The sequence below is a fragment of the Accumulibacter sp. genome, from assembly GCF_023806565.1.
GTDB lineage: Bacteria > Pseudomonadota > Gammaproteobacteria > Burkholderiales > Rhodocyclaceae > Accumulibacter.
The window spans coordinates 1-21,151 of the sequence record NZ_JAMTDV010000053.1; the positions used below are offsets into that span (position 1 = coordinate 1).

The window sequence follows — 21,151 nt, forward strand, 5'->3', positions numbered from 1 at the left end:
GGAAGGATACACAAACCGGTCATGATGTAAAGGAAAAAGAGAGACACCACACTAGCACCGTCGACTTGCCGGTGCGCCGGCGGCCGTAGAGGACGATTCCCGGGCAGCCGGTGCTCAACATTACCTGCCGCTCGACTTCGCCGACAACGCCAAGCCGTGCGACGAAAGCCTCGTTTTCACGGTCCACCGGGTCACCGGCGCGGAAGACCTGCGCGACCGGCTCGCGTTCGCGAACACGGCGCGCGTCGTCGCGCTGGCGCTGTGCGATCGCCAGCCAGTTGGCCGCCGCCGGCCGGAATTCACTGGCCAACGGCTCTTGCAGGCCGGCGATGCGGTGCGCGAAGTGCTCGACTCGTTCGACGAGCAGTTCGGCGAGCGGCGCGCCAAACAGCGGCCGGTCGGCGACGTCGAGCTGGCGCTGGACGCTCGCGATTTCGCCGATCCACTCCCTGACGCGAGCAGTTTCGGCGAGAAATCCCTGGCTGCCTTCCGGCAACCGGGCGGCTATCGCGTCGATCGCGTCGAGGCTTGCTGCCGCGCCCGCTTCGCGCGCGACGAGGCGGGCGCGAGCGCGCAACGCCTGCTGCTGCTGGCTCGGGTAGGTTTCGATCAGACGCGCGATTTCGGCCAGCGCGGCCGCCCGGTCGTGCTCGGCGTACGCGACGAGCAGCCGGTCGAGGCCGGGAAACGGGACGCTGCAGAGGTCGTCCCAGGCGACCGGATGCCAGCGGTACGCTGCGCCACGAACGTGCGGCCAGACGAAAATCCAGGCGTAGAGTTGGTAGTAGACGCGGAGCAGTACCGTAGGGGTCGCCGCTGCTGCGGCGATCCCTGCAGCGATCCCTCCGGCGATCCCTCCGGTGATCCCTCCGGCGATCCCTCCGGTGATCCCTACGGCGATCCCGAAGGCGATCCCGAAGGCGATCCCGAAGGCGATCCCGAAGGCGATCCCTACGGCGATCCCTACGGTGATCCCTACGGCGATCCCTACGGTGATCCCTACGGCGATCCCTACGGTGATCCCTACGGCGATCCCGAAGGCGATCCCGAAGGCGATCCCTACGGCGATTCCTCCGGCGATCTCTACGGCGATCTCTACGGCGATCTCTACGGCGATTCCTATGGCCGCCTGGTACGCCGCAGCCACGGCGATCGCGGCGAAGTCCGGTTGCCACCCGGTAGCGCCTGTGGCCAGGCTTTCGTCGATGCCCGCGGCGTAGAGCAGGAGCCGTCCGCCGGCGCCGACCGCGAACATGTAGGGAAGCGCATGCAGCAGCAGGCCGACGGCGACGAGCAGACGCCGCCAAAGGCTCGGCAACTGCTGGAGCGCTTCCGCAAAGCCTTTCGGACGCCGGTAGAGCAGCGCCAGCCACCACAGCGCCGCGCGATGATCGTTCCAGCGCAGCGCGGCCAGATCGCGCGTTTCGCCGGCCGTACCGCTCATCGCCCGGGAAGCTCGACGGTCTGCACGTCGATCGCCGACAGCGGGTGGTCGCGCGGCAACAGCGTCGCGAACGGCGCGCGCGATTGAACGAGCAGAACGAGCCGGCGGCTTTCCATCAGGTGGTAGCGCAGTGCCGAGAAGAAATCGACCCCGTACTGCGGCCGGCGCGCGGCGAGGTCGAAGTGCTCGATCGCCAGCCACGACTTCGCGCGTCCAGCGATCTGCCGGTCGAACTCCGCGAGGTCTTCGGGCTCTGCCGGTACCGGCACCGGCGTGCCGTTGAGCGCCGCGAGGATCTCGCCGATCAGCCCGCGCCGCGGCACGGTGCTGCCTCTCTCGAGGTCGACGACGGCGAGCCTGCGCCGCTCGGCCGCGAGATCGGCGGCCAGTTGCACGATCAGCGGCCGCCAGCGAACGCCTGCCCCGCCAACGACGAGGTTGACCGACTTCCCCCGCGACAGGCTGCGCCGCAGCTCGCTGCGCGCTCGCAACCACGCCGGAGCATCGGTGCCGAGTTCGGCGTCCGCCCATTGCAGCAGTTTTTCCCACTGCGCAGCGTCACCGTCGTCTTGCAGTTCGACGTGGAGCGGTTCGCCGGCGACGATCTCATCCGGCAGCGGGCACGCGACACGCACGAGCGGCAACACGTGGCCTTCGACAAAATTCGGGTCGCGCGCGATCGCCCGCTGCATTTCGTGCCGGCAATAGGCGCTTGCCAAGTACTCGGGCGAGAGGACGAGCAGGCTCTTCGCCGCACCGTCCTGCGCCGCGTCCATCTGCCCGACGACCGTCCTGCCGGCGACGAAGCGCTCGCTATCGACGACGAGCTCGACGCCGCCGGCGCGCAGCACCGGCAGCAGGCGGTCGTGTACCCACTCGCGCTGCGCGTGGCAGTAGCTCACGAAAACTCCGTCACCCGCCATTGCTTCTCCCGTGTTTCGACCCCCGATGTTCTTCGCTGCCTTTCCGCGGCAAACAGGCATTCCATGACCAGCGACGCAACACTCCGGCCGTGTACCGGCGACGCTCCCTGCCGAGTCAGAATACTCCGGCTCGAAGCGGTAGCTACCCTGACCGAAATATACCGCGACTTATGGACTTAATCGCTGCCGTCGCTCGCCTGGCTGTTTGGCGCAGAAGCACCCGTTGCGACGGCAGGCTGCGCCTTCGCGACGATCCGCGCCTGCTGCCGCTGCGTTTCGATGCGGGCGTCGCCCTTCTTTTCCTGTTCGGCCGCCAAAGCGAGTTGCCGGTCGCAGTCTGCCCCGGAACAGAGCCTGCGGATGCGTGCGCGCACTTCTTCGGCTTCGCTCGCGAATTCCTTGCGCATGCGATCGAAAAAAGCATCCCGTTCCTCGACCGAGCCGAACTGCGCCGGAACCAGCGTGATCGTGATCTGCGGTTCGTATTCGCCAGTGGCTCCACTCGCCGCGTCGACGACGATGCCGATGATCCCGCCGAAGAGAATGTTGCCGAAGGTCATCTTCTGGAACTTGGCGCCGACGACTCCGCTCGAGTCGAGGAATCCCTCCTTCGTGCAGCGCACGCGGATGTCGCCGTGTCCCTTGCTCAGCATCAAGGTGCCAGGCGTCGGATTGATCATGCCCATGATCTCGCCGCCGCGGCTGAAGACACAGGCAGCGCCGCCTGGTTCGGTGATCAGCGTCACGTTCTGCGACGAGCCGGTGGTGATCGTCGCACAGCCTGCAAGCATTGCCGGCAGCGCGCAGCAGACAGCAGTCCGGAATTTCGGCATGGTGCAGTTCCTAGCGCGCCGGCGCGAGCGTTGGCGCTGGCGGGGCCGGAGTCACGGGTGGGGCAGAGCCGGCCGGTGCCGATCGCCGCAGGAGGTCCGGGCTGGTGATGATTTCCTTGGCCGAGATCGCGAACAGGTCGTACAGCGCCTTGTGCGCGAGCTTGTTGATTTCCTCTCCGGGTGCCGTATTGATCATGTAGGACGGTCCCTCGACCGCTCCCGAAAGATAGGTCTTTTCCCAGCGTGGCTTGCCCTGTTCGTCGAGCACCTTCACCTCGACGGTCGCGCTCACCGTCGGCGTGATGGCGAAGCCGACGTTCTTCAACTGGTTGTACTCGTAGGAGAAGGATACGACGCGCGGCGCAACGATCACGGCATAGGCGGTCGGGTCGCGGATTTCGGTGGAAAGTTCGGCGCCACCCATGAAGGCATCGGCGAAGGCACTCTTCGCCGTCTCGCGAGCGATCTGGCCGAGCGGCATGGTCAGCGTCGTCGCTGAACCGGTAAAACTGGTCGGATTTCCCGTGAAGACCTGCGCGTCGGCCTCCGGCGTCGTCTTCAGCAGCGCCTTGCCGTCGGCGGTTTCGCTGGCGGGGCGTCGCGCGGCGCTGGTGTACGCGGGGTTGTAGGCGGCGTTGAAACTGCATCCGGCGACTGCCGCAGCGGCAAGCAGCGCGCCGCCCAGCAGTCTGCCCGACGGTGCAAGAATCGGCCGTTCATCGTTCGATACCGGCCAGAAGTTCCGCAGCAGCACTTTCATCTTCGTCTCCCCGATCATGATGACTTATGAATCGTAGTGCAGCAAAAACCTTCCCATGTTGACGGGTATCAATGTCCGTGAATGCGGGGCTTCCCGGCGCGCGCGCGCCGTCCGCCACGAGCACGCACCGGAGGGTTTTCTTCACCTCGCGAACGTCCGCTGCCGGTCTTCCCCGCAGCGGTGCCAGCAGTCGCGTTCAGGGAGACCGGGTCTCGATGTGCTCGATCAGCAACTGTGGTGTCTGCACCCCGTTGAAGTCGTTGATCGCCAGCCGGTAAGCCGCCCGGATGCGGTTGCCTGGCGCCTCGGGGAAGTGGAACTGGATGGCGTCGACTACCTGCGCATCCTTGCGCAGACGCAGCTTGAGGTGCTTGTCCTTGAGAATCCGCTGGCTCTCGACGATGAACTCGTCCTGAAAGACCGGCGCCGGAAAGCCCTGTCCCCAGACTTCGGCTTCCAGCATTCGCGCCGTGGCAATCGAGCAATAGGCCGCTTCGAGACCGCCGTCGGTCTCCAGCGTGCGCGTGCGGTCCGCTGGTGCCAGCAACTCGTCGGCGACCTGCGCGAACAGTTCGCGGAAGCGCGGAAAGTCGCTTTCGCACAGGGTCACACCGGCCGCCATGGCGTGTCCGCCGAAACGCAGCAGCATGCCGGGGGCGCGCCTGGACAGCAGATCGAGCGCGTCGCGCAGATGCAAACCCGGAATCGACCGGCCCGATCCCTTGATTTCACCGCCCTCGCTGCGGGCAAACGCGAACACCGGGCGGTGCAGCCTTTCCTTGATGCGCGCCGCGACGATGCCGATCACGCCCTGGTGCCAGTCGGCGTCGAAGAGCGATACCGCCGCTGCGTTGTCGCCGTCGAGAGCCAGGTTGGCCAACTGGCATTGCGCCTGTTCCTGCATCCCCGATTCGATCTCGCGGCGTTCGCGATTGAGCGCGTCGAGCTGTTGCGCCAAGTTCATCGCGCGTCCCTCGTCGTCGGCGAGCAGGCATTCGATTCCCAGGGACATGTCCGTCAGGCGACCGGCGGCATTGAGGCGCGGGCCGATCGTGAAACCGAGATCGAAGCTCGATGCCTGCGCCGGATTGCGTCCGGCAGCGCGGAAGAGCGCCTGCATGCCGGGGTTGAGTTGTCCCTGACGGATTCGCCGCAGGCCCTGGCTGACCAGCACGCGGTTGTTGTGGTCGAGCCTGACGACATCGGCGACGGTACCGAGCGCGACCAGGTCGAGCAGCGTGGCGAGTCGCGGTTCACCGCGTCCGCTGCCGGCGAACCAGTTGCGCACGCGCAGTTCGGCGCGCAGCGCGAGCATCACATAGAACATGACGCCGACTCCGGCCAGACACTTGCTCGGGAAGTCGCAGCCGGGGAGGTTCGGGTTGACGATGCAGTCGGCGGCCGGCAGCTCGTCTCCCGGCAGATGGTGGTCGGTGATCAGCGTGGCGATGCCGAGCTGTCTCGCACGGGCAACACCTTCGACGCTGGCGATGCCGTTGTCGACGGTGACGATCAGCTCCGGTCGCTTCTGTGCGGCCAGTTCGACGACGTCGGGCGAGAGGCCGTAGCCGGAAGTGAAGCGGTTCGGCACCAGATAATCGACTGTGGCGCCGAAGGAACGCAAGGTGCGAATGCCGAGCGCGCAGGCAGTGGCGCCGTCGCAGTCGTAGTCGGCGACGATGACGATCTTCCGTTGCTCGGCGATGGCATCGGCCAGCAGAACTGCCGCTTCGGCAGCGTGCGTCAGGCGGGCCGGCGGCAGCAGCGACTGGAATTCGTAGTCGAGTTCGCTGCGCGCAACGATTCCGCGCGCAGCGTAGATGCGTGCCAGCAAGGGGTGCAGGCCTTGCTGTTCGAGCTGCCACTGCACGCGTGGCGACACGGCGCGGCGGCGCAACTGGGTCAAGACTCGCCCCTGGCCAACGCCTGCGCGGTGGCCGCCAGTGGGCGTGGTCGCTGCCACCAACGCCACTGCTCGCGGCGGCCGCTTTCCCAGGCGAGTGTGGCGTACGCGGTCGATGCCGCGAGCCGCAGGTGCCTTATCCTGCCACCGGCGAGCGCCTTCTGCAGCGGTGCGAACCAGCGCGCTTCGAGCTCGAGCAACTGCTGCCGGTAGGCACCGCCGTCCTCGTAGTGCACCGTCGCCTGCAGCGCATCGAGCACGAGCAAGTGGCTTCGGCCGGGTGTGGCGCGGGCGAGCAGGGCTGTGGCGTCGTCCGCCAGTCGATGCACCGGCAGCCCGCAGGCGTGGCCCAGCCCGCGCGCCAGCGGGTCGTTGCTCCAGACGCCGGCGAAGTCCTGCGCACGGCACTCCGGCAGAACGCCGCCACCCCACAGCCACAGGCTGTTGATTGTCGAGCGCCCTTCCGCCTCGCGCCTTTCATTGGCCGGGTGCCGGTGCAGAACCATCTGCGCTTCGTTGAGCAGTCGTCGCAGCCAGCGCAAGTCCGGCGTTTCCGGCAATTGCCGGTCGACGCTGCGGCCGGTGACGGCGGAACGCGGCAGAACGTCGAAGCGGCCGAGTACGGTGTCGCGGGAAAGCTGCAGATACCAGCGATCGGGTGCGGTCACGTGGAAGGTGCCGAGGTCGGAGAAGCAGCGGTTGAGCTCGTCGACGATCCACAGTGCTTCGGCGAGTTCGATTTCCAGGCTGCCACCGTCGGCAAGGATCAGGCGTTCCTGGTGCAGGCGCAGATGCACCGGATCGGCGCACAACCAGCAGGCGTCGGCGACGGCCGGACCGGTTTCCTCGCCGAGGACACGAAGCGCAGCGTACGCGGGATTTTCGCCGAGGTCGAAAACGTCACAGAGTGTCGCCTCGTACGATTGCGGCGGACGCCGGGTCATCCGGCTGCGCGCGATCAGGGTGTTCAGGCCGTCGCAGACGAGTGCGTCGAGGCTTTCATGGTCTTCCGGTTCGGGCCAGATCAGTTCGGGAACGACCAGCGTGAGTTGCATGGCGATTGCTGGGGCGGGATTCGCCGCGGCGATTGTTGGGATTGTTGGACTTCCGCGTTGCGGAATGCGGAAGCGAGACCGGAGGTGAGGAAAACCGTCGTGCCTTGCATCGATGGGCGGGTGGGAACGAGTCCTGGCGGGACGCCGGTCGAAGCGGAACGTGCCGCGCGAGTCCGCTGCCGGCTCTCCACGCTACGCGAACAGTGTACCATAGCGCCTTTGCCGTTTCGGCGGCGCGCATCTGCTCCCTGAATTGACTTCCCGTCGCTGATGGCCCTGCCCTACGAGTTGCTGATCGGCCTGCGCTATACGCGCGCCAAGAAGCACAACCACTTCATTTCGTTCATCTCGCTGATTTCGATGTTCGGCATCGCCCTTGGCGTGGCCGCGCTGATCGTCGTGCTGTCGGTGATGAACGGCTTTCAGACCGAGCTGCGCGCGCGCATTCTCGCCGTCGTCTCGCACGTCGAGATTTCCGGCGCTGGCGGCGAGATGGTCGGCTGGGAGCGGGTCGCCCTGCAGGCCGCCGGGCAGCCGCAGGTGGTCGCTGCCGCTCCCTTCGTGCAGGCGCAGGGGATGTTGGCCTACGGCCCGGCGGTACGCGGTGCGCTGGTGCGCGGCATCCTGCCGGATCTCGAAGACCGGGTCGCCGATTTTCGACCGCACATGAAGAGCGGCCAGCTCGACGCCCTGCAGCCGGACAGCTTCCACATCATCCTCGGCTCGGAACTGGCGCATGCACTCGGCGTCTCCGTCGGCGACCGGGTGACGCTGATCGCACCGCAGGGAGTGGTGACGCCGGCCGGTGTGGTGCCGCGGCTGAAGACCTTTCTGGTCGTCGGATTGTTCGAGGTCGGCATGTACGAATACGACAGCGGCCTGGCGCTGATCCACATGGCCGACGCGCAGCGCCTGTACCGCATGGACGATCGCGTTTCCGGCGTGCGCCTGAAGCTCGACGACCTCTTCATGGCGCCGCGCGTGGCCCGGCTGCTGGCCGGCAGGCTCGACGTCAATGCCTTCATCAGCGACTGGACGCGCAGCCACGCCAATTTCTTCCGGGCCGTCCAGATCGAAAAGAACATGATGTTCATCATCCTCTCGCTGATCGTTGCCGTGGCGGCGTTCAACATCGTTTCGACGCTGGTCATGGCGGTGACCGACAAGCAGTCGGACATCGCCATCCTGCGCACGCTCGGCGCCAGTCCGGCGAGCGTCATGGCAGTGTTCATCGTGCAGGGCGCGCTGATCGGATTCATCGGCCTCGGTCTCGGCGTCGTCGGGGGTGTCGCGCTGGCGCTCAACATCGACGTCGTCGTCCCTTTCATCGAGCGCGTGCTCGGGACACAGTTTCTCGCCAAGGAGGTCTATTACATTTCCAGTCTGCCCTCCGAACTGCAGTGGGGTGACGTGACGACGATCACCGGCGTTGCGTTCGTGCTTGCGCTGGTGGCGACGATCTACCCGAGCTGGCGTGCGGCGCGCGTCAACCCGGCGGCGGCGCTGCGCTATGAGTGAGCCGGTACTGGCCTGCCAGGGCCTGCGTAAGATCTACCGACAGGGGGACAGCGAGGTTCCGGTACTGCTCGGCGTCGATCTTGAAATCGGGGTTGCCGAGCGTGTCGCCATCGTCGGCGCGTCGGGGTCGGGCAAGAGCACGCTGCTGCACCTGCTCGGAGGTCTCGATGCGGCCACGGACGGACAGGTGCAGTTGCTCGGGCACGACCTGAATCGGATCGATGACGCCCGTCGTGGCGCACTGCGCAATCGTCACCTGGGTTTCGTCTACCAATTTCATCATTTGTTGGCGGAGTTCACGGCGCTCGAGAACGTCGCCATGCCTCTGTACATCCGGCGCATGCCGAAGGCCGACGCCGAAGCGCGCGCTGCGGCCGTGCTGGGCGAGGTGGGACTCGGTCACCGCCTGCGGCATACCCCGGCGGAATTGTCCGGCGGCGAACGGCAGCGCGCGGCAATCGCCCGCGCGCTGGTGACGGAGCCCGCCTGCGTGCTGGCGGACGAGCCGACCGGCAATCTCGATCGGCAAACCGCTGCCAGCGTTTTCGCGCTGATGCTGGAGCTCAATCGTTCGCGACAGACGAGCTTCGTCGTCGTGACCCACGATCCGGAGCTGGCCGCGCGTGCCGGGCGCATCCTGACACTGCGCGACGGACGCCTGGAATCCGCCCGTCCGTGAACTCGCCGGCGCCCGGATCAAGTTCCGCTGCCGGCTGCCGATAAATACCCGTTTGATCATCTGGAGGTCGCTACCGTGAAGATTCTGTTTGCCCCGGCGATTGCGGTGCTCAAGCGCGCGAGCTACACGAAGAAATTCGCGATCATGGGTGCTTTGGCGCTGGTGGCGAGCGCCGTCCTGGTACTCAATCTCTACCAGAGCCTGCATCGGGTGATCGACCACTCGCAGCGCGAACTCGCCGGCATCGAAGTGGTCAAGCCGATCGCGCGTGCCGTGCAGCATCTGCAGATCCATCGCGGGCTCTCGTCGGGCGTGCTCAACGGCAACGAGGGGATGCGGGACCAGCGTTTGGCCAAACAACACGATGTTCGCTCAGCCCTGCAGGGCGTCGAGGCAAAGTTGTCGCCGGAACTGGCCGCGAGTCCCGTCTGGAAAAAAGTGATCGAGACCTGGGCCCTGATCGAGAATGAGGGACTCGATCTCATCCAGCGCGAGAATTTCCTGTTGCACAGTCGTTTGATCGAAGAACTTCTGGCGTTCCAGTCCGTGGTCGGCGACGAATACGCGCTGACCAACGACCCCGACATCGACTCGAGCTACCTGATTCAAACGGCGATCGACAAGTCGCCGCAGGCGATCGAGCGGATGGGCCAGTTGCGCGCGCTGGGCACCGGCGTACTGACCAAAAAGCAGCCACTGACGTTGTCGCAGCAGGTGGAAATCACGGTCCTGCTGGTCGGCTTGAATTCCGCGGTCGATTCCTTGCGGAGAAATCTCGAGCAGACCTCGCGCTACAGTCCGGGCCTGCAGTCGGTGCTCGCCGCCTCGATCGACGACATGAGCCAGGCTGCAGCAAAGGTCAGTGCGCTGGTCAATCAGGACATCCTTTCCGGAACCTACGCGACGGCTCCCGCGGCCTACTTCGCGCTGACGACTGCTTCACTGGAAAAGGGCTACAAGGAGATGTTCGAGACGCTGTTCCCGTCGCTCGAACGGCTTCTGCATGGGCGGATCGACCGTGCGCAGCGCGCGCTGCATTTCAGCATCGGGGTGTCGGTGCTGATTCTCCTGCTCTATGCCTATGTTTCGGTGGGCCTGTACTACGCCACCATCGACAGCATCGATCGCCTGGCCGAAGATGCGCGCACGATTGCCACCGGCGATCTCAAGGTGCAGGTCGATCTCGATACCCGCGACGAGCTGAACTCGTCGGTGACAGCCTGAACGGCATGGTGAGCGAATTCCGCGGGCTGATCCGGAACGTAAGCATTGGTGCGAGCGAAGTGCTCGACGCGACCAAGAAGCTTGCCGGATCGGCCGCGCACGTGAAGCGAGGCAGCGAGCAGCAGCGCGCTGCGGCGTCGGACATGGCGATCGCCATCGGCGAGATGCGCTCGCGAATCGAACAATTGTCGGGCAGCGCCGACGACGCCAACCGGATTTCCAGCCGGGCGGGCGAGCTGTCGGCTGATGGCAGTCGGGTCGTCGGCAGCGTCGTCCGCGAGATCGAGCAGATTGCCGAGGTGGTCAATCAGTCGGCAACGATCATCGGCGAGCTGGGAGCGAGTTCCGAACGGATCTCGGCGATCGTCAACGTGATCAAGGAAATCGCCGACCAGACCAATCTGTTGGCACTCAACGCGGCGATCGAGGCAGCGCGCGCCGGCGAATCGGGTCGCGGTTTCGCAGTGGTCGCCGACGAAGTGCGCAAGCTGGCCGAGCGTACCGCCCGCTCGACACAGGAGATCTCGACGATGATCACGGCCATCCAGAGCGGCACGCACGATGCCGTGGCGAGCATGAACCAGGGGGTCAACCGGGTTGCCGAGGGCGTTGCGCTGGCCACTCGGGCCGGTGAATCGATCCGCGAAATCGGGGAAAATGCGCGCCAGGTAGTCGCCAAGGTAGCAGACATCTCGGCTGCGCTGCGCGAGCAGAGCACCGCCAGTACGGAAATTGCCCAGAATGTCGACCGGGTGGCTCGCATGGCCGAGGAAAACCACGCTGCGGTGGCGGGAAATGCTGCAACCGCCGCTCAGCTCGAAAGCCTTTCGGAGAGCCTCGAAAGCACGGTGCGCCGTTTCCGATTGAGCTGACCGGGTTCCCGCGACGGTGACGGGCGCCGGGTACAGGACGCGGAAGCCGCAGCGAAATCTGCTCTGACAGGCCATGCGCGGCAACATTCTTGCCTTTGCCATCGGTATTGGTCTGCTCCAGTTGCAGGAGAGCTTGCCGGCGCAGCCGCTGGTCCTCAGCCTTTCGCCCGTTGCCCTGTTGCTCTTCTGGTTTGCGCGTCGCCGGCAGTTGCCAGCTCGGCTTGCCTGCGCCATGCTCGGCTTCGCCTGGGCCGCGCTGCTCGCCGAGCAGCGCCTCCTCGATAGTCTGCCGTCGGAATGGGAGGGGCGCGACGTGCAGGCGGTCGGCGTCGTTGCCGCGCTACCGCACGCTTTCGAGCGCGGCGAACGCTTCGAGTTCGCCGTCGAGTCGGTCGAAACGCCGGGCGCCCGCTTGCCCGAACGGATGATGCTTTCCTGGTATCGTGGGTCGCAGGACGACGAGTGGCGCGACGGACTGGCAGTTCGCGCGGCTGAGCGCTGGCGATTCACGCTTCGCCCGAAGCGGCCACACGGCAACGCCAACGAGCACGGATTCGACTACGAGGCGTGGTTGTTCGAGCGCGGCCTGCGGGCTACCGCCTACGTGCGCCCGCATGCCGTCGCCGAGCGCCTCGACGACTTCGTCGTGCAGCCCGCTTACGTCGTCGAGCGCTGGCGTGACCGGATTCGCGCTTCGTTTTTCACCATTTTGCCCGACGCGCCCTACGTGGGCATTCTGGCTGCGCTGGCAATCGGCGACGAGCAGGCGATTCCCTCGGATCAATGGCGCCTGTTCCGGCTGACCGGCGTGACCCATCTGATGTCGATCTCCGGCCTGCACGTTACCATGGTCGCCGCCTTGTTCGCCGGTCTGGTGGGCTGGCTCTGGCGGCGCAGCGAACGCCTAGTCCTCTTCCTGCCGACGCCGAAGGCGGCGATCGCGGCCGGGTGGTTGGCGGCTTTCGTCTACTCGCTGCTCGCCGGCTTTGCCGTTCCGGCGCAGCGAACGGTGTACATGCTGACAGTGGTCGCCCTGTCTCTTTGGTCGGAGCGAAATCTGGGCCCCAGCCGCAGTCTGCTGCTCGCCCTGCTGGCGGTTCTGCTGCTCGATCCGTGGGCAGTCCTGGCGCCCGGTTTCTGGCTTTCCTTCGCCGCCGTGGGCCTGCTCTTTTTCGTCGGCACCGGGCGCGTCGGTGGCGCCCGCGGCTGGCGTGCGGCGCTCGCCGGCTGGGGGACGACACAGTGGGCGGTGACGATCGGCACCCTGCCGCTGTTGCTGTTGATGTTTCAGCAGTTTTCCCTGGTCTCGCCGGCAGCCAACGCCGTTGCGGTGCCGCTCGTCAGCTTCGTGATCGCGCCGCTGGCGCTGGTCTTCTCGGTCATTCCCTGGCCCCTGCTGCTGCATCTGGATCACTGGCTGCTCTCCGGCCTGATGGCCTTTCTCGAATGGCTGGCAGTCTGGCCGGTGTGGGAGCAGGCGGCGCCGCCGCTGGCGGCGACACTCGTGGCTCTGCTCGGCGTTCCCTTTCTGCTCCTGCCGAGAGGATTTCCCGGACGCTGGGCCGGTCTCTGCCTGCTGCTGCCGATGCTGCTCTGGCCGGCGCCGCGACCGCCAGCCGGCGAGGCCTGGGTCGACGTGCTCGACGTCGGCCAGGGGCTCGCGGTCGTCGTCCGCACCGCCGAACACAACCTGCTCTACGACACGGGACCCTTGTACAGCGCCGAATCGGACGCCGGCCAGCGCATCGTCGTTCCCTACCTGCGCGCTGCTGGAGTCCGCCAGGTCGATACGCTGATCGTCACTCACAGCGACAAGGATCACTCGGGTGGCGTGGTCGCCGTGCAGGAAGCGCTGCCGATCACGCGCACGCTTTCCTCGCTTCCCGAACTCGCGGGCGAACACTGTGTCGCCGGACAGGAGTGGGAGTGGGATGGTGTCCGCTTCGCGATTCTGCATCCGCTCGCCGATGCCTATCAGCACCGGATTGTCAAGACCAACAACATGAGCTGCGTGCTGCGCATCGAAAATGCCTTCGGCGGCGTCCTGCTCACCTCGGACATCGAAGCGCGTGACGAGCGTTCCCTGCTGGCGGCGTCTGCGGCCCGACTGCCCAGCGATGTGCTGCTGGTGCCGCATCATGGCAGCGCCACTTCCTCGACCACCGCCTTCCTCGCCGCCGTTGCGCCGCGCGAGGCGGTCATCCCGGTGGGTTACCGCAACCGCTATCGGCACCCTCGCCCGGACGTCGTCGAACGCTATGCCGGCAGCCGCGTGTGGCGGACCGATCGGGATGGTGCGGTACGCATCGCGCTCACCAGCGGGATCCCGCTATCCGCGTATCGAAACGAGTATCGGCGGTACTGGCACGGACGGTGAAAGGACTGCCTTTCTCTGGTGCTGTCAAGCAGCAGGCGGTCAGTTGCCGGCGCTGACCGGCAGAGGACATTGGCTGCTTGCACGCATCTGCCACGCCTGTCGATAGTGTCCGGCATTGGCCTCGATCCAGGCGAGCGCGCGACGATCGCGCTCGTCGCTGGGAAAGCATTCGACGTAGGCGGCGATCGTCGCAACCTGTTCGCGCAGGAAGGCGGTTTCCGCCAGATCCGGGAGCGCGAGGTTTTCGCCAGCGTCGGCAAAGGAGGAGTTGTCCGGGGCATTCATGGCTGTCTCCCACCGTGGATGGCGCGGATGGCATTGCTCGCCAGGATCGTCCGACAGGCGCCCTGACAAGCTCCTGTTGCATGCCGCTTCCGTCGCAAGTCCGCCGTCGATCGGCGCAAAGACCCTGACAAGCAAAATTAGAAGCGACCTTAAATACAATGGCCAACATCATGTCACGTCGCAATATTTTCCATCCATTCCGGGAGCTGTCGTCAAGCTCGTGGAACATTCGGGGCACGCCTTGCCCACGGACCGATGCGAATTTGCCACAACTGTGACCGGCTGGCGCGGTGGAGGCGAAGCGGTCAATGTCGGGCCAATCGATCGTGAGAGACACATTCCCCGGCGCGCGTGGAGTCGACGACCTGTGGACATTGCTGTCGAAAATCCGTCAAACTGGCGGGGATGACGGCGAGATTCCTTGGTGGCGGTTAGCATGGAAATTGCTTTCCGTTGACGAATGTTTTCGACAGATACAGGAGAGTGCAATGAACCAGCGGGACAGGCAACAGTCGGGCTTTACCCTCGTCGAGATTGCCATCGTACTTGTCATCATCGGCCTGCTGCTGGGCGGGGTGCTGAAGGGGCAGGAAATGATCAACAGTGCCAAGGTGAAGAACATGGTCAATGACTTCCGCACCGTCTCCAGCCTGGTCTATGCCTATCAGGATCGCTTCAAGGCCTTGCCAGGCGACCAGACGCAGGCGCAACTGACGCAGGCGTTGGGTGCACCTGCCGCCAACGCCGCGTGCGCGCCGGTTGGCGCCAATTCGAGCTGCAATCCGAACAACGGACGCATCGACGGCTACTGGAACGACGGCGCAGCCACCGGTACCGGCACCCTGACCAGCGAAGCTTCGGTTTTCTGGAGCCACGTTCGCCTGGCCAATCTGGCTACGGGCACGACCGTGATCAACGACGTCAATTACCGGCCGCGCAATGCCGACGGTGGCTTCCTCGGGGTCGAGAGCGGCATCAGTCCTGCCGGTGCGGCGACGCCGATGATTGCGGGGATGCGAGGCTCGTTCTTTGTCTGCTCGACCGGCATTCTCGGTCGCTACGTGAGGCAGATCGACATCGCGATGGACGACGGCAATACCTCTGCCGGTTCGGTGCAAGCGATCCCGACGACCGCGGTCCGTGGCACGGCGCCGACGGCAACCGCGAACATCAACGATGGCACGACCTATACCGTCTGCGCTGCCTATTGAGTCAAGGCGCGCGCACCATTAGGCGGCGCCGGGCAGCAGCCGATGCCGGTTCGCCGCGGCGGGCCGGAGTCGGCTTCTGTTATACTCACCGCATGATGGGCGCCGCAACCGCATGAGCCAGATTCCGCCGTCGCCGAAAGCGCTCGAGCTTGCCCGACAGGTACTGCACATCGAGGCGGATGCGGTGCGCCTCCTGGCCGATCGCATCGATGGGGATTTTCTGCGGGCGCTGCGCTTGATCCTCAATTGCCACGGTCGCGTGATTGTCAGCGGCATGGGCAAGTCCGGCCACGTCGGGCGCAAGATCGCGTCCACCCTGGCCAGCACCGGCACTCCTGCGTATTTCGTTCATCCCGCCGAAGCCAGTCACGGTGACCTCGGGATGATCACCCGCGACGACGTCCTGATCGCCATTTCCAACTCGGGCGAGAGCGCCGAATTGTTGACCATCGTGCCGATCGTCAAGCGTCAGGGGGCGAAGCTGATCAGCATGACTGGAAACGCGCTTTCCTCGCTGGCAATTCTGGCGGACGTGCACCTCGACGCGGCAGTCGAACAGGAAGCGTGCCCGCTCAATCTCGCGCCGACGGCCAGTACGACCGCCGCCCTCGCTCTCGGCGACGCGCTGGCGGTGGCCCTGCTCGACTCACGCGGTTTCGGGCCGGAGGACTTCGCCCGTTCACATCCCGGTGGCTCGCTTGGTCGTCGCCTGCTGACGCATGTGCGCGACGTCATGCGGGTCGGGCCGGCCGTTCCGCAGGTTGCCCCCGCGACCAGCCTGCCCGCTGCGATTCTCGAAATGTCGCGGGGCGGCATCGGCATGACTGCGGTGGTCAGTGCGGAGGGGCGGGTGATTGGCGTCGTTACCGACGGCGACCTGCGCCGAGCCTTCGCCAGGGACCTAGACCTGCGCACCATTTCGGTAAGCGACATCATGGGCCGCAACCCGCGCTCGATCGGGCCGGACCAACTCGCGGTCGAAGCGGTCGAGATGATGGAGCAGCACAGGATCAACCAATTGCCGGTCGTCGACGCGGCCGGCCAGTTGATCGGTGCGCTCAACATGCACGATCTGTTCCGGGCCAAGGTGATTTGATGGCGGGGTCTGGCGACCAGCACGACGCGCGCGCGCGTGCCAGCCGGCTGCGGGTGATGGCATTCGACGTGGACGGCGTGCTGACCGACGGTTCGCTCTTCTACACCGACGAGGGGATCGAGCTGAAGGCCTTCCACACGCTCGACGGGCATGGTCTGAAGATGCTGCAGAAGGCAGGAATCGTCGTCGCCATCATTACCGGGCGGCGTGCCCGCTGCGTCGAGTTGCGGGCACACAATCTCGGTATCCAACATCTCTATCAGGGGGTTGGAGACAAGCTCGCGGTAATGACCGCCTTCCTTTCCGGGCTTGGCGTCGGCGCGGAGGCTGCCGGTTACATGGGCGACGACGTGCTCGACCTGCCGGTAATGGCTGCCTGCGGCTTTTCCGCGACGCCGGGCGACGGCCACCCACTGGTGCAGAATCACGCTGCACTCACCACGGTTCGCCATGGCGGGCGCGGTGCCGTGCGCGAAGTCTGCGAGTTCATTCTCGATGCACGCGGTGAGCTGGCCGCTGCCCTGGCGCCGTACCTGCCGGCGGCCGAGCGATGAGACGCTGGAGCGGTGCCCTGTTGCCGCTGAGCATCCTGCTCGTTCTGCTTGCCTTGACTGCCTGGTTGCGCTACGCCACCGAGTTCCCGGAAGAACGTAGCGACGGCAAGAATCGTCACGACCCGGACTACATCGTCACCCAGGTATCGGGTCGCAAGCTGGATGCGACGGGAAAGCTGCTGTACACGCTGGTGGCCGAGGAGATTCGCCATTATCCTGATGACGATACCGCCGATCTGCTGGAGCCGGCGCTGGTCTATCTTTCGCCAACGAGACCCCCGCTGAGCATGCGCGCGGTGCACGGACACGCCAACTCGGGTGGTCAGCAGGTGGATTTGTGGGACCGGGTCGAGCTTCGGCGCTCGGCGAGTGCAAGCGACGCCGAACTGATCGCCCGAATGAACGAACTGACTGTCCTCACCGACGAGGAACGAGCGTTCACCAAGAGCATGGTGTTGATCACCCAAGGCAAGTCGTGGGTGCAAGGGGTCGGCCTGCAGGTCGATCACAAGTTGCAGACGTATCTGCTCGAATCCCAGGTCACCGGGGAAATCGAGAGCCATTTCGCCAGGGAGAAGCCACCGAGATGATGATTGCCCGTTGCTGTGTCGCGCTGGCCAGCTTCCTTGTTCTCGTCGTGTCGCTGTCGGCGCACGCCGAGCGAGCAGATCGCGAAAAGCCCATCCACCTCGAGGGAGATCGCCTGAGCATCGACGACATCGAGAAGGTGCAGATTCTCGAAGGCAATGCGATTCTTACCCAGGGCACCATGGAGTTGCGCACCAGTCGGCTGGTGGTCACCCAGGACGCCGACGGTTTCCGGACGGCGGTGGCCACCGGTGGTGCCAACGGGCTCGCCCATTTTCGGCAGAAGCGCGAGGGTGTAGACGAATTCACCGAAGGGGAAGCCGAGCGCATCGAATACGACGCACGCAGCGAAATCACGCAATTTTTCGTCCGCGCCTGGGTGCGCAGCGGCCTCGACGAGGTGAAGGGTGCCTATATTTCCTATGATGCAGTGAACGAAAAGTACCTGGTCACCACCGCAGCAGGCGCGAACAAGAGCGCCACCGGTGCCGGGCAGGCACGCGTCCGTGCGATCATCCAGCCCAAGAACAAGAGCGACGAACCCGCCGAGCGCAAGGGCGAACCCCTGGCGCTCAAACCGGCGGCGAAACTGACTCCGCGATCTGACGAGTAAAACGGGCTTTCGGCACCAATTCGCGGGGAATTCATCGTTGTTTGGCACTATCATGTCGCCGGGTTTGCCGGCCATCGACTGGCGCGAAGCAACGAAAATCGTCTTTTCCGTGTCAGGGAAATAGGAATAATGCATTTAAAACAATGCTTAAGAGAAATTGTGCGGCGCAACAAAAAACCCTTGACAAGCCCTCTCGAAAGTCTATAATGCAGCCTATGGTGCAGTGCAACAAAAGATCGCGGCGCCAAGTGGCGTGGCGATCGGCACCTTAGCCATTGCAAATATCGTTTTCCACTTTTACGAGGAGATAGACCATGTTCAACACCCCCGAACAATTCGCCGCCGCCAACAAGGCTTCCGTCGATGCCATGCTGACACTTGCCAATACCGCTCTGGCGAGTGCCGAGCGCATTGCCGCCCTCAACCTGAACACCGCCCGCTCGATGCTCGAGGACGGCGTTGCCAATGCCAAGGCCATGCTCGGCGCGAAAGACGCGCAGGAATTCTTCTCCGTGCAGGCTTCCATTGCGCAGCCCAGCCTCGAAAAGGCCGTTGCCTATTCGCGCAGTGTGTATGAAATCTCCGCCCAGTCCAAGGAAGAGATCTCGAAACTGATCGAAGCGCAGTTTGCCGACTTCCAGAAGCAGGTTCTCGCATTGCTCGAAAAGGCCACGAAGAATGCTCCGGCGGGCTCGGACGTCGCTGTATCCGCCGTCAAGTCGGCGATCGCGGCAGCCACTTCGGCTTTTGACAGCATGAACAAGGCTGCCAAGCAGGTCGCCGACATTGCCGAGACCAACGTCGCCGCAGCGACCAATGCCACGGTCAAGGCGGTCAGCGCCACTGCCGCCGCTGCCAAGAAGTAGTAGATCCGCTTGAACGTTCAGGCCAGTCCAGCGGTCCGGAATGAGGCAGAGGATCTGCCGGCAGGGTGCCGGCAGATCTCGTCAAGCTGCTGACACGCGGATTTCGGTGAAACGGCCCATTTGATCCAGAGCCCGCCGGGGCAGAGCGGTTGCGTGCAGGCTTGCACGCTCCCTCATGCATCCGGCGGCTGTTATTTGATTCCATTCACGGAGATATGCATGAGCACCATCGACCTCGAAAAACTCGCCCAGAGCCAGAAAGCCAACGCCCAAGTGATGATGACCCTGGTGCGGACGGCGTTCCACGGTCTCGAACAATTGTCGGCTCTGAACCTCGCCGTCAGTCGCGAAATGTTCAACAGCACCGCCAGCGGTGCCCAGCAGTTGTTGGCGGGAGTCAAGGATCCCAAGGAACTGGGCAATGTTGCCGGCTCGCTGGCTCGTCCGAACGTCGACAAGCTGATGGAGTACTCGCGCAACCTGTACGATCTGGCGGCCAACATGCAGCGCGAGATCACCACGGTGATGGAAGGCCAGTACAGCAACCTCCGGCACGAAGCTGCCGGTCTGATCGAGAAAGCTGGCAGTGTCAGCCCCATCTCCGGTGACGCTTTCGGCGCCGCGATGAAGCAGATGATGACCGCTTCGAGCACGGCTTTCGAGAACATTTCGCAGATGGCCAAACAAATCACCGACATCGTGGACACCAATGTCAAGGCTGCTTCCGATGCGACCGCACAGGCGGCCGCTGTCCTGACTCCGAAGAAGTGATTCGCGCCGCCGGCGTTCTCCCGGCAAGCCCCGGCATTGACCGGGGTTTTTTTGTTTACGTGGTGGCGATTACTGCCGCCATTGCCAGGTGATGGCGCGGCGCTCGATCTCCTGCCGGATCGCCGTCATCGCGGCATCGACGAGCAGCGCATCGCCTTCGACGCCAAGCTCGAGATATCGCCGTTGCCCGTCCTCCGACATCGACGGCAGGCTGAACAGCCGGAGCGTCGGGAAATCGGCGACGATTCGCTCCATGAGATCGAGCAAGGCGCTCTCGTAGGCGTTCACTCCGGTCAGCAGAAACGCTTTTTCCACTGGCGGTCGGCACGGAAACAGCCCGGCATAGAAGGTGTCGAGCACCCATTCGGCCATCGGGTGGGCCATTTGTGGAAAACCGGGCAGGAAGTGGTGGTCACGCACGCGAAATCCGGGAATCCGGTTGAACGGATTCGGGATGATTTCCACGCCACGCGGAAAGGTACCGAGCAGCAAGCGCACATCGGTGGTGTCGGCGCCAAAGCGGGCGCGGATCTCGCGCTCGGCATCGGGATGCAGCACCAGGTCGACGTCGAGCGCCGCTGCTGCCGCCTGCCGCGTATGATCGTCGGGAGTGTTGCCGATACCGCCGAAGCTGAAGACCACGTCGCCCGCGGCAAGGCTGCGCCGCAGCGTCGCCGCGATGCGCGCGCGCTCATCGCCGAGGTATTCGACCCATGCCAGGCGCAGGCCGCGCGTGCCAAGCAGCTCGGCCATTCTGGCAAAGTGCCGGTCGTTGCGTTTGCCGGACAGGATTTCGTCGCCGATGATGATCGCGCCGAAGTTCATTTCAGCTCCTTGCCTATTGTCGGGATTCCGACGATCGTGACCACGGCCCCTTGCCGCAAGTGCCGCAGGGCCTCCAGGCCCAGATGGATATATGCCAGCGCCGCCAGCGTCGGCGTCAGCAGGCCGAGCAAGGGGACATGCGTCAGCAGCGCGAGGGTAATGCCCAAAAGCAGCATTGGCAAGCTGTGCCGGCGACGCAGCAGCCGCCACTCGTCGTCGCTTGCGTGTGCGGCGAGTGCGTCGTAGGCAAAGGTGCGGCGAGTCAGCCAGGCCATCCAGAAAATCGGCAGCAGCAGCGCCAAGCCTGGGACCAGGCAGAGCGGCAGCGTCAGCAGCCAGCCGAGCGAGAACAACAGCACTCCGCTGACTCCGTTCCATGCCGCGCCGGCGACGCTGTCCCTGCCGAGCTGCGCCAGTTCCGGGTAATCGCTGGCGGCGACGAGCGCGAGCAGTTGCGGCATCACGAAAATCGCTGCCAGCAACATCGCCGTGACGAAGGCGGCAGCGAGAATCAGCAGCCAGCCGCCGATTGCCGCTGCCATCTTGGCCAGCCAGATCGCTCCCCATGCCGCCAGCCAGCTCAGCGGTGGCTGCTCGACCAGTGTGCCGATCAGCCAGTCGAGCAGGCAAACGGCGAGCCCGATCCAGAGCAGCAGCGCCGCCACTGCCGGCCACAGCAGCAACAGCCAGACGCGCCCTCGGGCAAGTGTCTTCGCGCTCCGCAGAAGTGCCAGCGCGACCTCGTTCATAGCAG

At 64.9% G+C, this 21,151-nt stretch carries 21 protein-coding genes; 12 read left to right on the top strand and 9 right to left on the bottom strand.

What is annotated here, in order from left to right; genetic code table 11:
- Positions 1-19: 19 nt before the first annotated feature.
- The 6 genes from NFV80_RS06085 to NFV80_RS06110 all read right to left on the bottom strand — a co-directional run bounded on the left by NFV80_RS06085 (position 20) and on the right by NFV80_RS06110 (position 6,918).
- Positions 20-1,444, bottom strand: a complete 1,425-nt coding sequence (locus tag NFV80_RS06085) for a hypothetical protein (protein WP_296758123.1) — start codon at positions 1,442-1,444, stop codon at positions 20-22.
- Complete coding sequence (locus tag NFV80_RS06090; protein ID WP_296758126.1) at positions 1,441-2,367, bottom strand: toll/interleukin-1 receptor domain-containing protein; 927 nt, start codon at positions 2,365-2,367, stop codon at positions 1,441-1,443. Before NFV80_RS06090 ends, NFV80_RS06085 begins: the two co-directional genes overlap by 4 nt.
- A gap of 176 nt (positions 2,368-2,543) precedes the next feature.
- Positions 2,544-3,200, bottom strand: a complete 657-nt coding sequence (locus NFV80_RS06095) for a hypothetical protein (RefSeq protein WP_296758129.1) — start codon at positions 3,198-3,200, stop codon at positions 2,544-2,546.
- A 10-nt stretch (positions 3,201-3,210) separates the two neighbouring features.
- Complete coding sequence (locus NFV80_RS06100) at positions 3,211-3,960, bottom strand: hypothetical protein (RefSeq protein ID WP_296758130.1); 750 nt, start codon at positions 3,958-3,960, stop codon at positions 3,211-3,213.
- A gap of 196 nt (positions 3,961-4,156) precedes the next feature.
- Positions 4,157-5,866 (bottom strand): single-stranded-DNA-specific exonuclease RecJ, encoded by a 1,710-nt coding sequence (gene recJ / locus NFV80_RS06105; protein ID WP_296758133.1) that lies wholly within the window; start codon positions 5,864-5,866, stop codon positions 4,157-4,159.
- Positions 5,863-6,918: a hypothetical protein gene (locus NFV80_RS06110; protein ID WP_295328611.1), complete on the bottom strand. Its 1,056-nt coding sequence runs from the start codon at positions 6,916-6,918 to the stop codon at positions 5,863-5,865. Before NFV80_RS06110 ends, recJ begins: the two co-directional genes overlap by 4 nt.
- Positions 6,919-7,188: 270 nt before the next feature.
- Between NFV80_RS06110 and NFV80_RS06115 the strand changes: the two genes are divergently transcribed.
- The 5 genes from NFV80_RS06115 to NFV80_RS06135 all read left to right on the top strand — a co-directional run bounded on the left by NFV80_RS06115 (position 7,189) and on the right by NFV80_RS06135 (position 13,588).
- On the top strand, positions 7,189-8,436 hold the full coding sequence (locus NFV80_RS06115) for a lipoprotein-releasing ABC transporter permease subunit (protein ID WP_295328609.1): 1,248 nt from the start codon (positions 7,189-7,191) through the stop codon (positions 8,434-8,436).
- Positions 8,429-9,115, top strand: a complete 687-nt coding sequence (gene lolD, locus NFV80_RS06120) for a lipoprotein-releasing ABC transporter ATP-binding protein LolD (protein ID WP_295328607.1) — start codon at positions 8,429-8,431, stop codon at positions 9,113-9,115. The genes NFV80_RS06115 and lolD overlap by 8 nt, the downstream gene beginning before the upstream one ends.
- A 75-nt stretch (positions 9,116-9,190) precedes the next feature.
- Positions 9,191-10,339: a HAMP domain-containing protein gene (locus tag NFV80_RS06125; RefSeq protein WP_295328605.1), complete on the top strand. Its 1,149-nt coding sequence runs from the start codon at positions 9,191-9,193 to the stop codon at positions 10,337-10,339.
- Between the two features lie 5 nt (positions 10,340-10,344).
- A complete protein-coding gene (locus NFV80_RS06130; RefSeq protein WP_296758136.1) occupies positions 10,345-11,211 on the top strand; it encodes a methyl-accepting chemotaxis protein in 867 nt (288 codons plus the stop codon).
- Positions 11,212-11,284: 73 nt separating this feature from the next.
- Positions 11,285-13,588: a DNA internalization-related competence protein ComEC/Rec2 gene (locus NFV80_RS06135; RefSeq protein ID WP_296758138.1), complete on the top strand. Its 2,304-nt coding sequence runs from the start codon at positions 11,285-11,287 to the stop codon at positions 13,586-13,588.
- 39 nt (positions 13,589-13,627) lie between these two features.
- On the opposite strand, the gene NFV80_RS06140 is transcribed toward NFV80_RS06135, so the two are convergent.
- Positions 13,628-13,873 carry a hypothetical protein gene (locus tag NFV80_RS06140; RefSeq protein ID WP_295328599.1) on the bottom strand — a complete coding sequence of 82 codons (246 nt, stop codon included), beginning with the start codon at positions 13,871-13,873 and terminating at the stop codon, positions 13,628-13,630.
- 488 nt (positions 13,874-14,361) lie between these two features.
- On the opposite strand from NFV80_RS06140, the gene NFV80_RS06145 reads away from it, so the two are divergent.
- The 7 genes from NFV80_RS06145 to NFV80_RS06175 all read left to right on the top strand — a co-directional run bounded on the left by NFV80_RS06145 (position 14,362) and on the right by NFV80_RS06175 (position 19,572).
- Positions 14,362-15,084, top strand: a complete 723-nt coding sequence (locus NFV80_RS06145; RefSeq protein ID WP_295328597.1) for a prepilin-type N-terminal cleavage/methylation domain-containing protein — start codon at positions 14,362-14,364, stop codon at positions 15,082-15,084.
- 112 nt (positions 15,085-15,196) lie between these two features.
- Positions 15,197-16,180 (top strand): KpsF/GutQ family sugar-phosphate isomerase, encoded by a 984-nt coding sequence (locus NFV80_RS06150; RefSeq protein WP_295328594.1) that lies wholly within the window; start codon positions 15,197-15,199, stop codon positions 16,178-16,180.
- A complete protein-coding gene (locus NFV80_RS06155) occupies positions 16,180-16,734 on the top strand; it encodes a phenylphosphate carboxylase subunit delta (RefSeq protein WP_295328592.1) in 555 nt (184 codons plus the stop codon). Before NFV80_RS06150 ends, NFV80_RS06155 begins: the two co-directional genes overlap by 1 nt.
- Positions 16,731-17,324, top strand: coding sequence for an LPS export ABC transporter periplasmic protein LptC (gene lptC / locus NFV80_RS06160; RefSeq protein WP_295328589.1), 594 nt, complete (start codon positions 16,731-16,733; stop codon positions 17,322-17,324). The genes NFV80_RS06155 and lptC overlap by 4 nt, the downstream gene beginning before the upstream one ends.
- Positions 17,321-17,935 (top strand): lipopolysaccharide transport periplasmic protein LptA, encoded by a 615-nt coding sequence (lptA, locus tag NFV80_RS06165; RefSeq protein WP_295328587.1) that lies wholly within the window; start codon positions 17,321-17,323, stop codon positions 17,933-17,935. The genes lptC and lptA overlap by 4 nt, the downstream gene beginning before the upstream one ends.
- A gap of 314 nt (positions 17,936-18,249) precedes the next feature.
- Positions 18,250-18,801: a phasin family protein gene (locus NFV80_RS06170; protein ID WP_295328584.1), complete on the top strand. Its 552-nt coding sequence runs from the start codon at positions 18,250-18,252 to the stop codon at positions 18,799-18,801.
- A 219-nt stretch (positions 18,802-19,020) separates the two neighbouring features.
- The gene (locus tag NFV80_RS06175) at positions 19,021-19,572 is read left to right on the top strand and encodes a phasin family protein (protein WP_295328581.1); all 552 of its coding nucleotides are present in this window, start codon (positions 19,021-19,023) and stop codon (positions 19,570-19,572) included.
- 69 nt (positions 19,573-19,641) lie between these two features.
- On the opposite strand, the gene NFV80_RS06180 is transcribed toward NFV80_RS06175, so the two are convergent.
- Positions 19,642-20,397: a molybdopterin-binding protein gene (locus tag NFV80_RS06180; RefSeq protein WP_295328579.1), complete on the bottom strand. Its 756-nt coding sequence runs from the start codon at positions 20,395-20,397 to the stop codon at positions 19,642-19,644.
- Positions 20,394-21,146, bottom strand: a complete 753-nt coding sequence (locus tag NFV80_RS06185; protein WP_295328577.1) for an EI24 domain-containing protein — start codon at positions 21,144-21,146, stop codon at positions 20,394-20,396. Before NFV80_RS06185 ends, NFV80_RS06180 begins: the two co-directional genes overlap by 4 nt.
- Positions 21,147-21,151 lie beyond the last annotated feature (5 nt).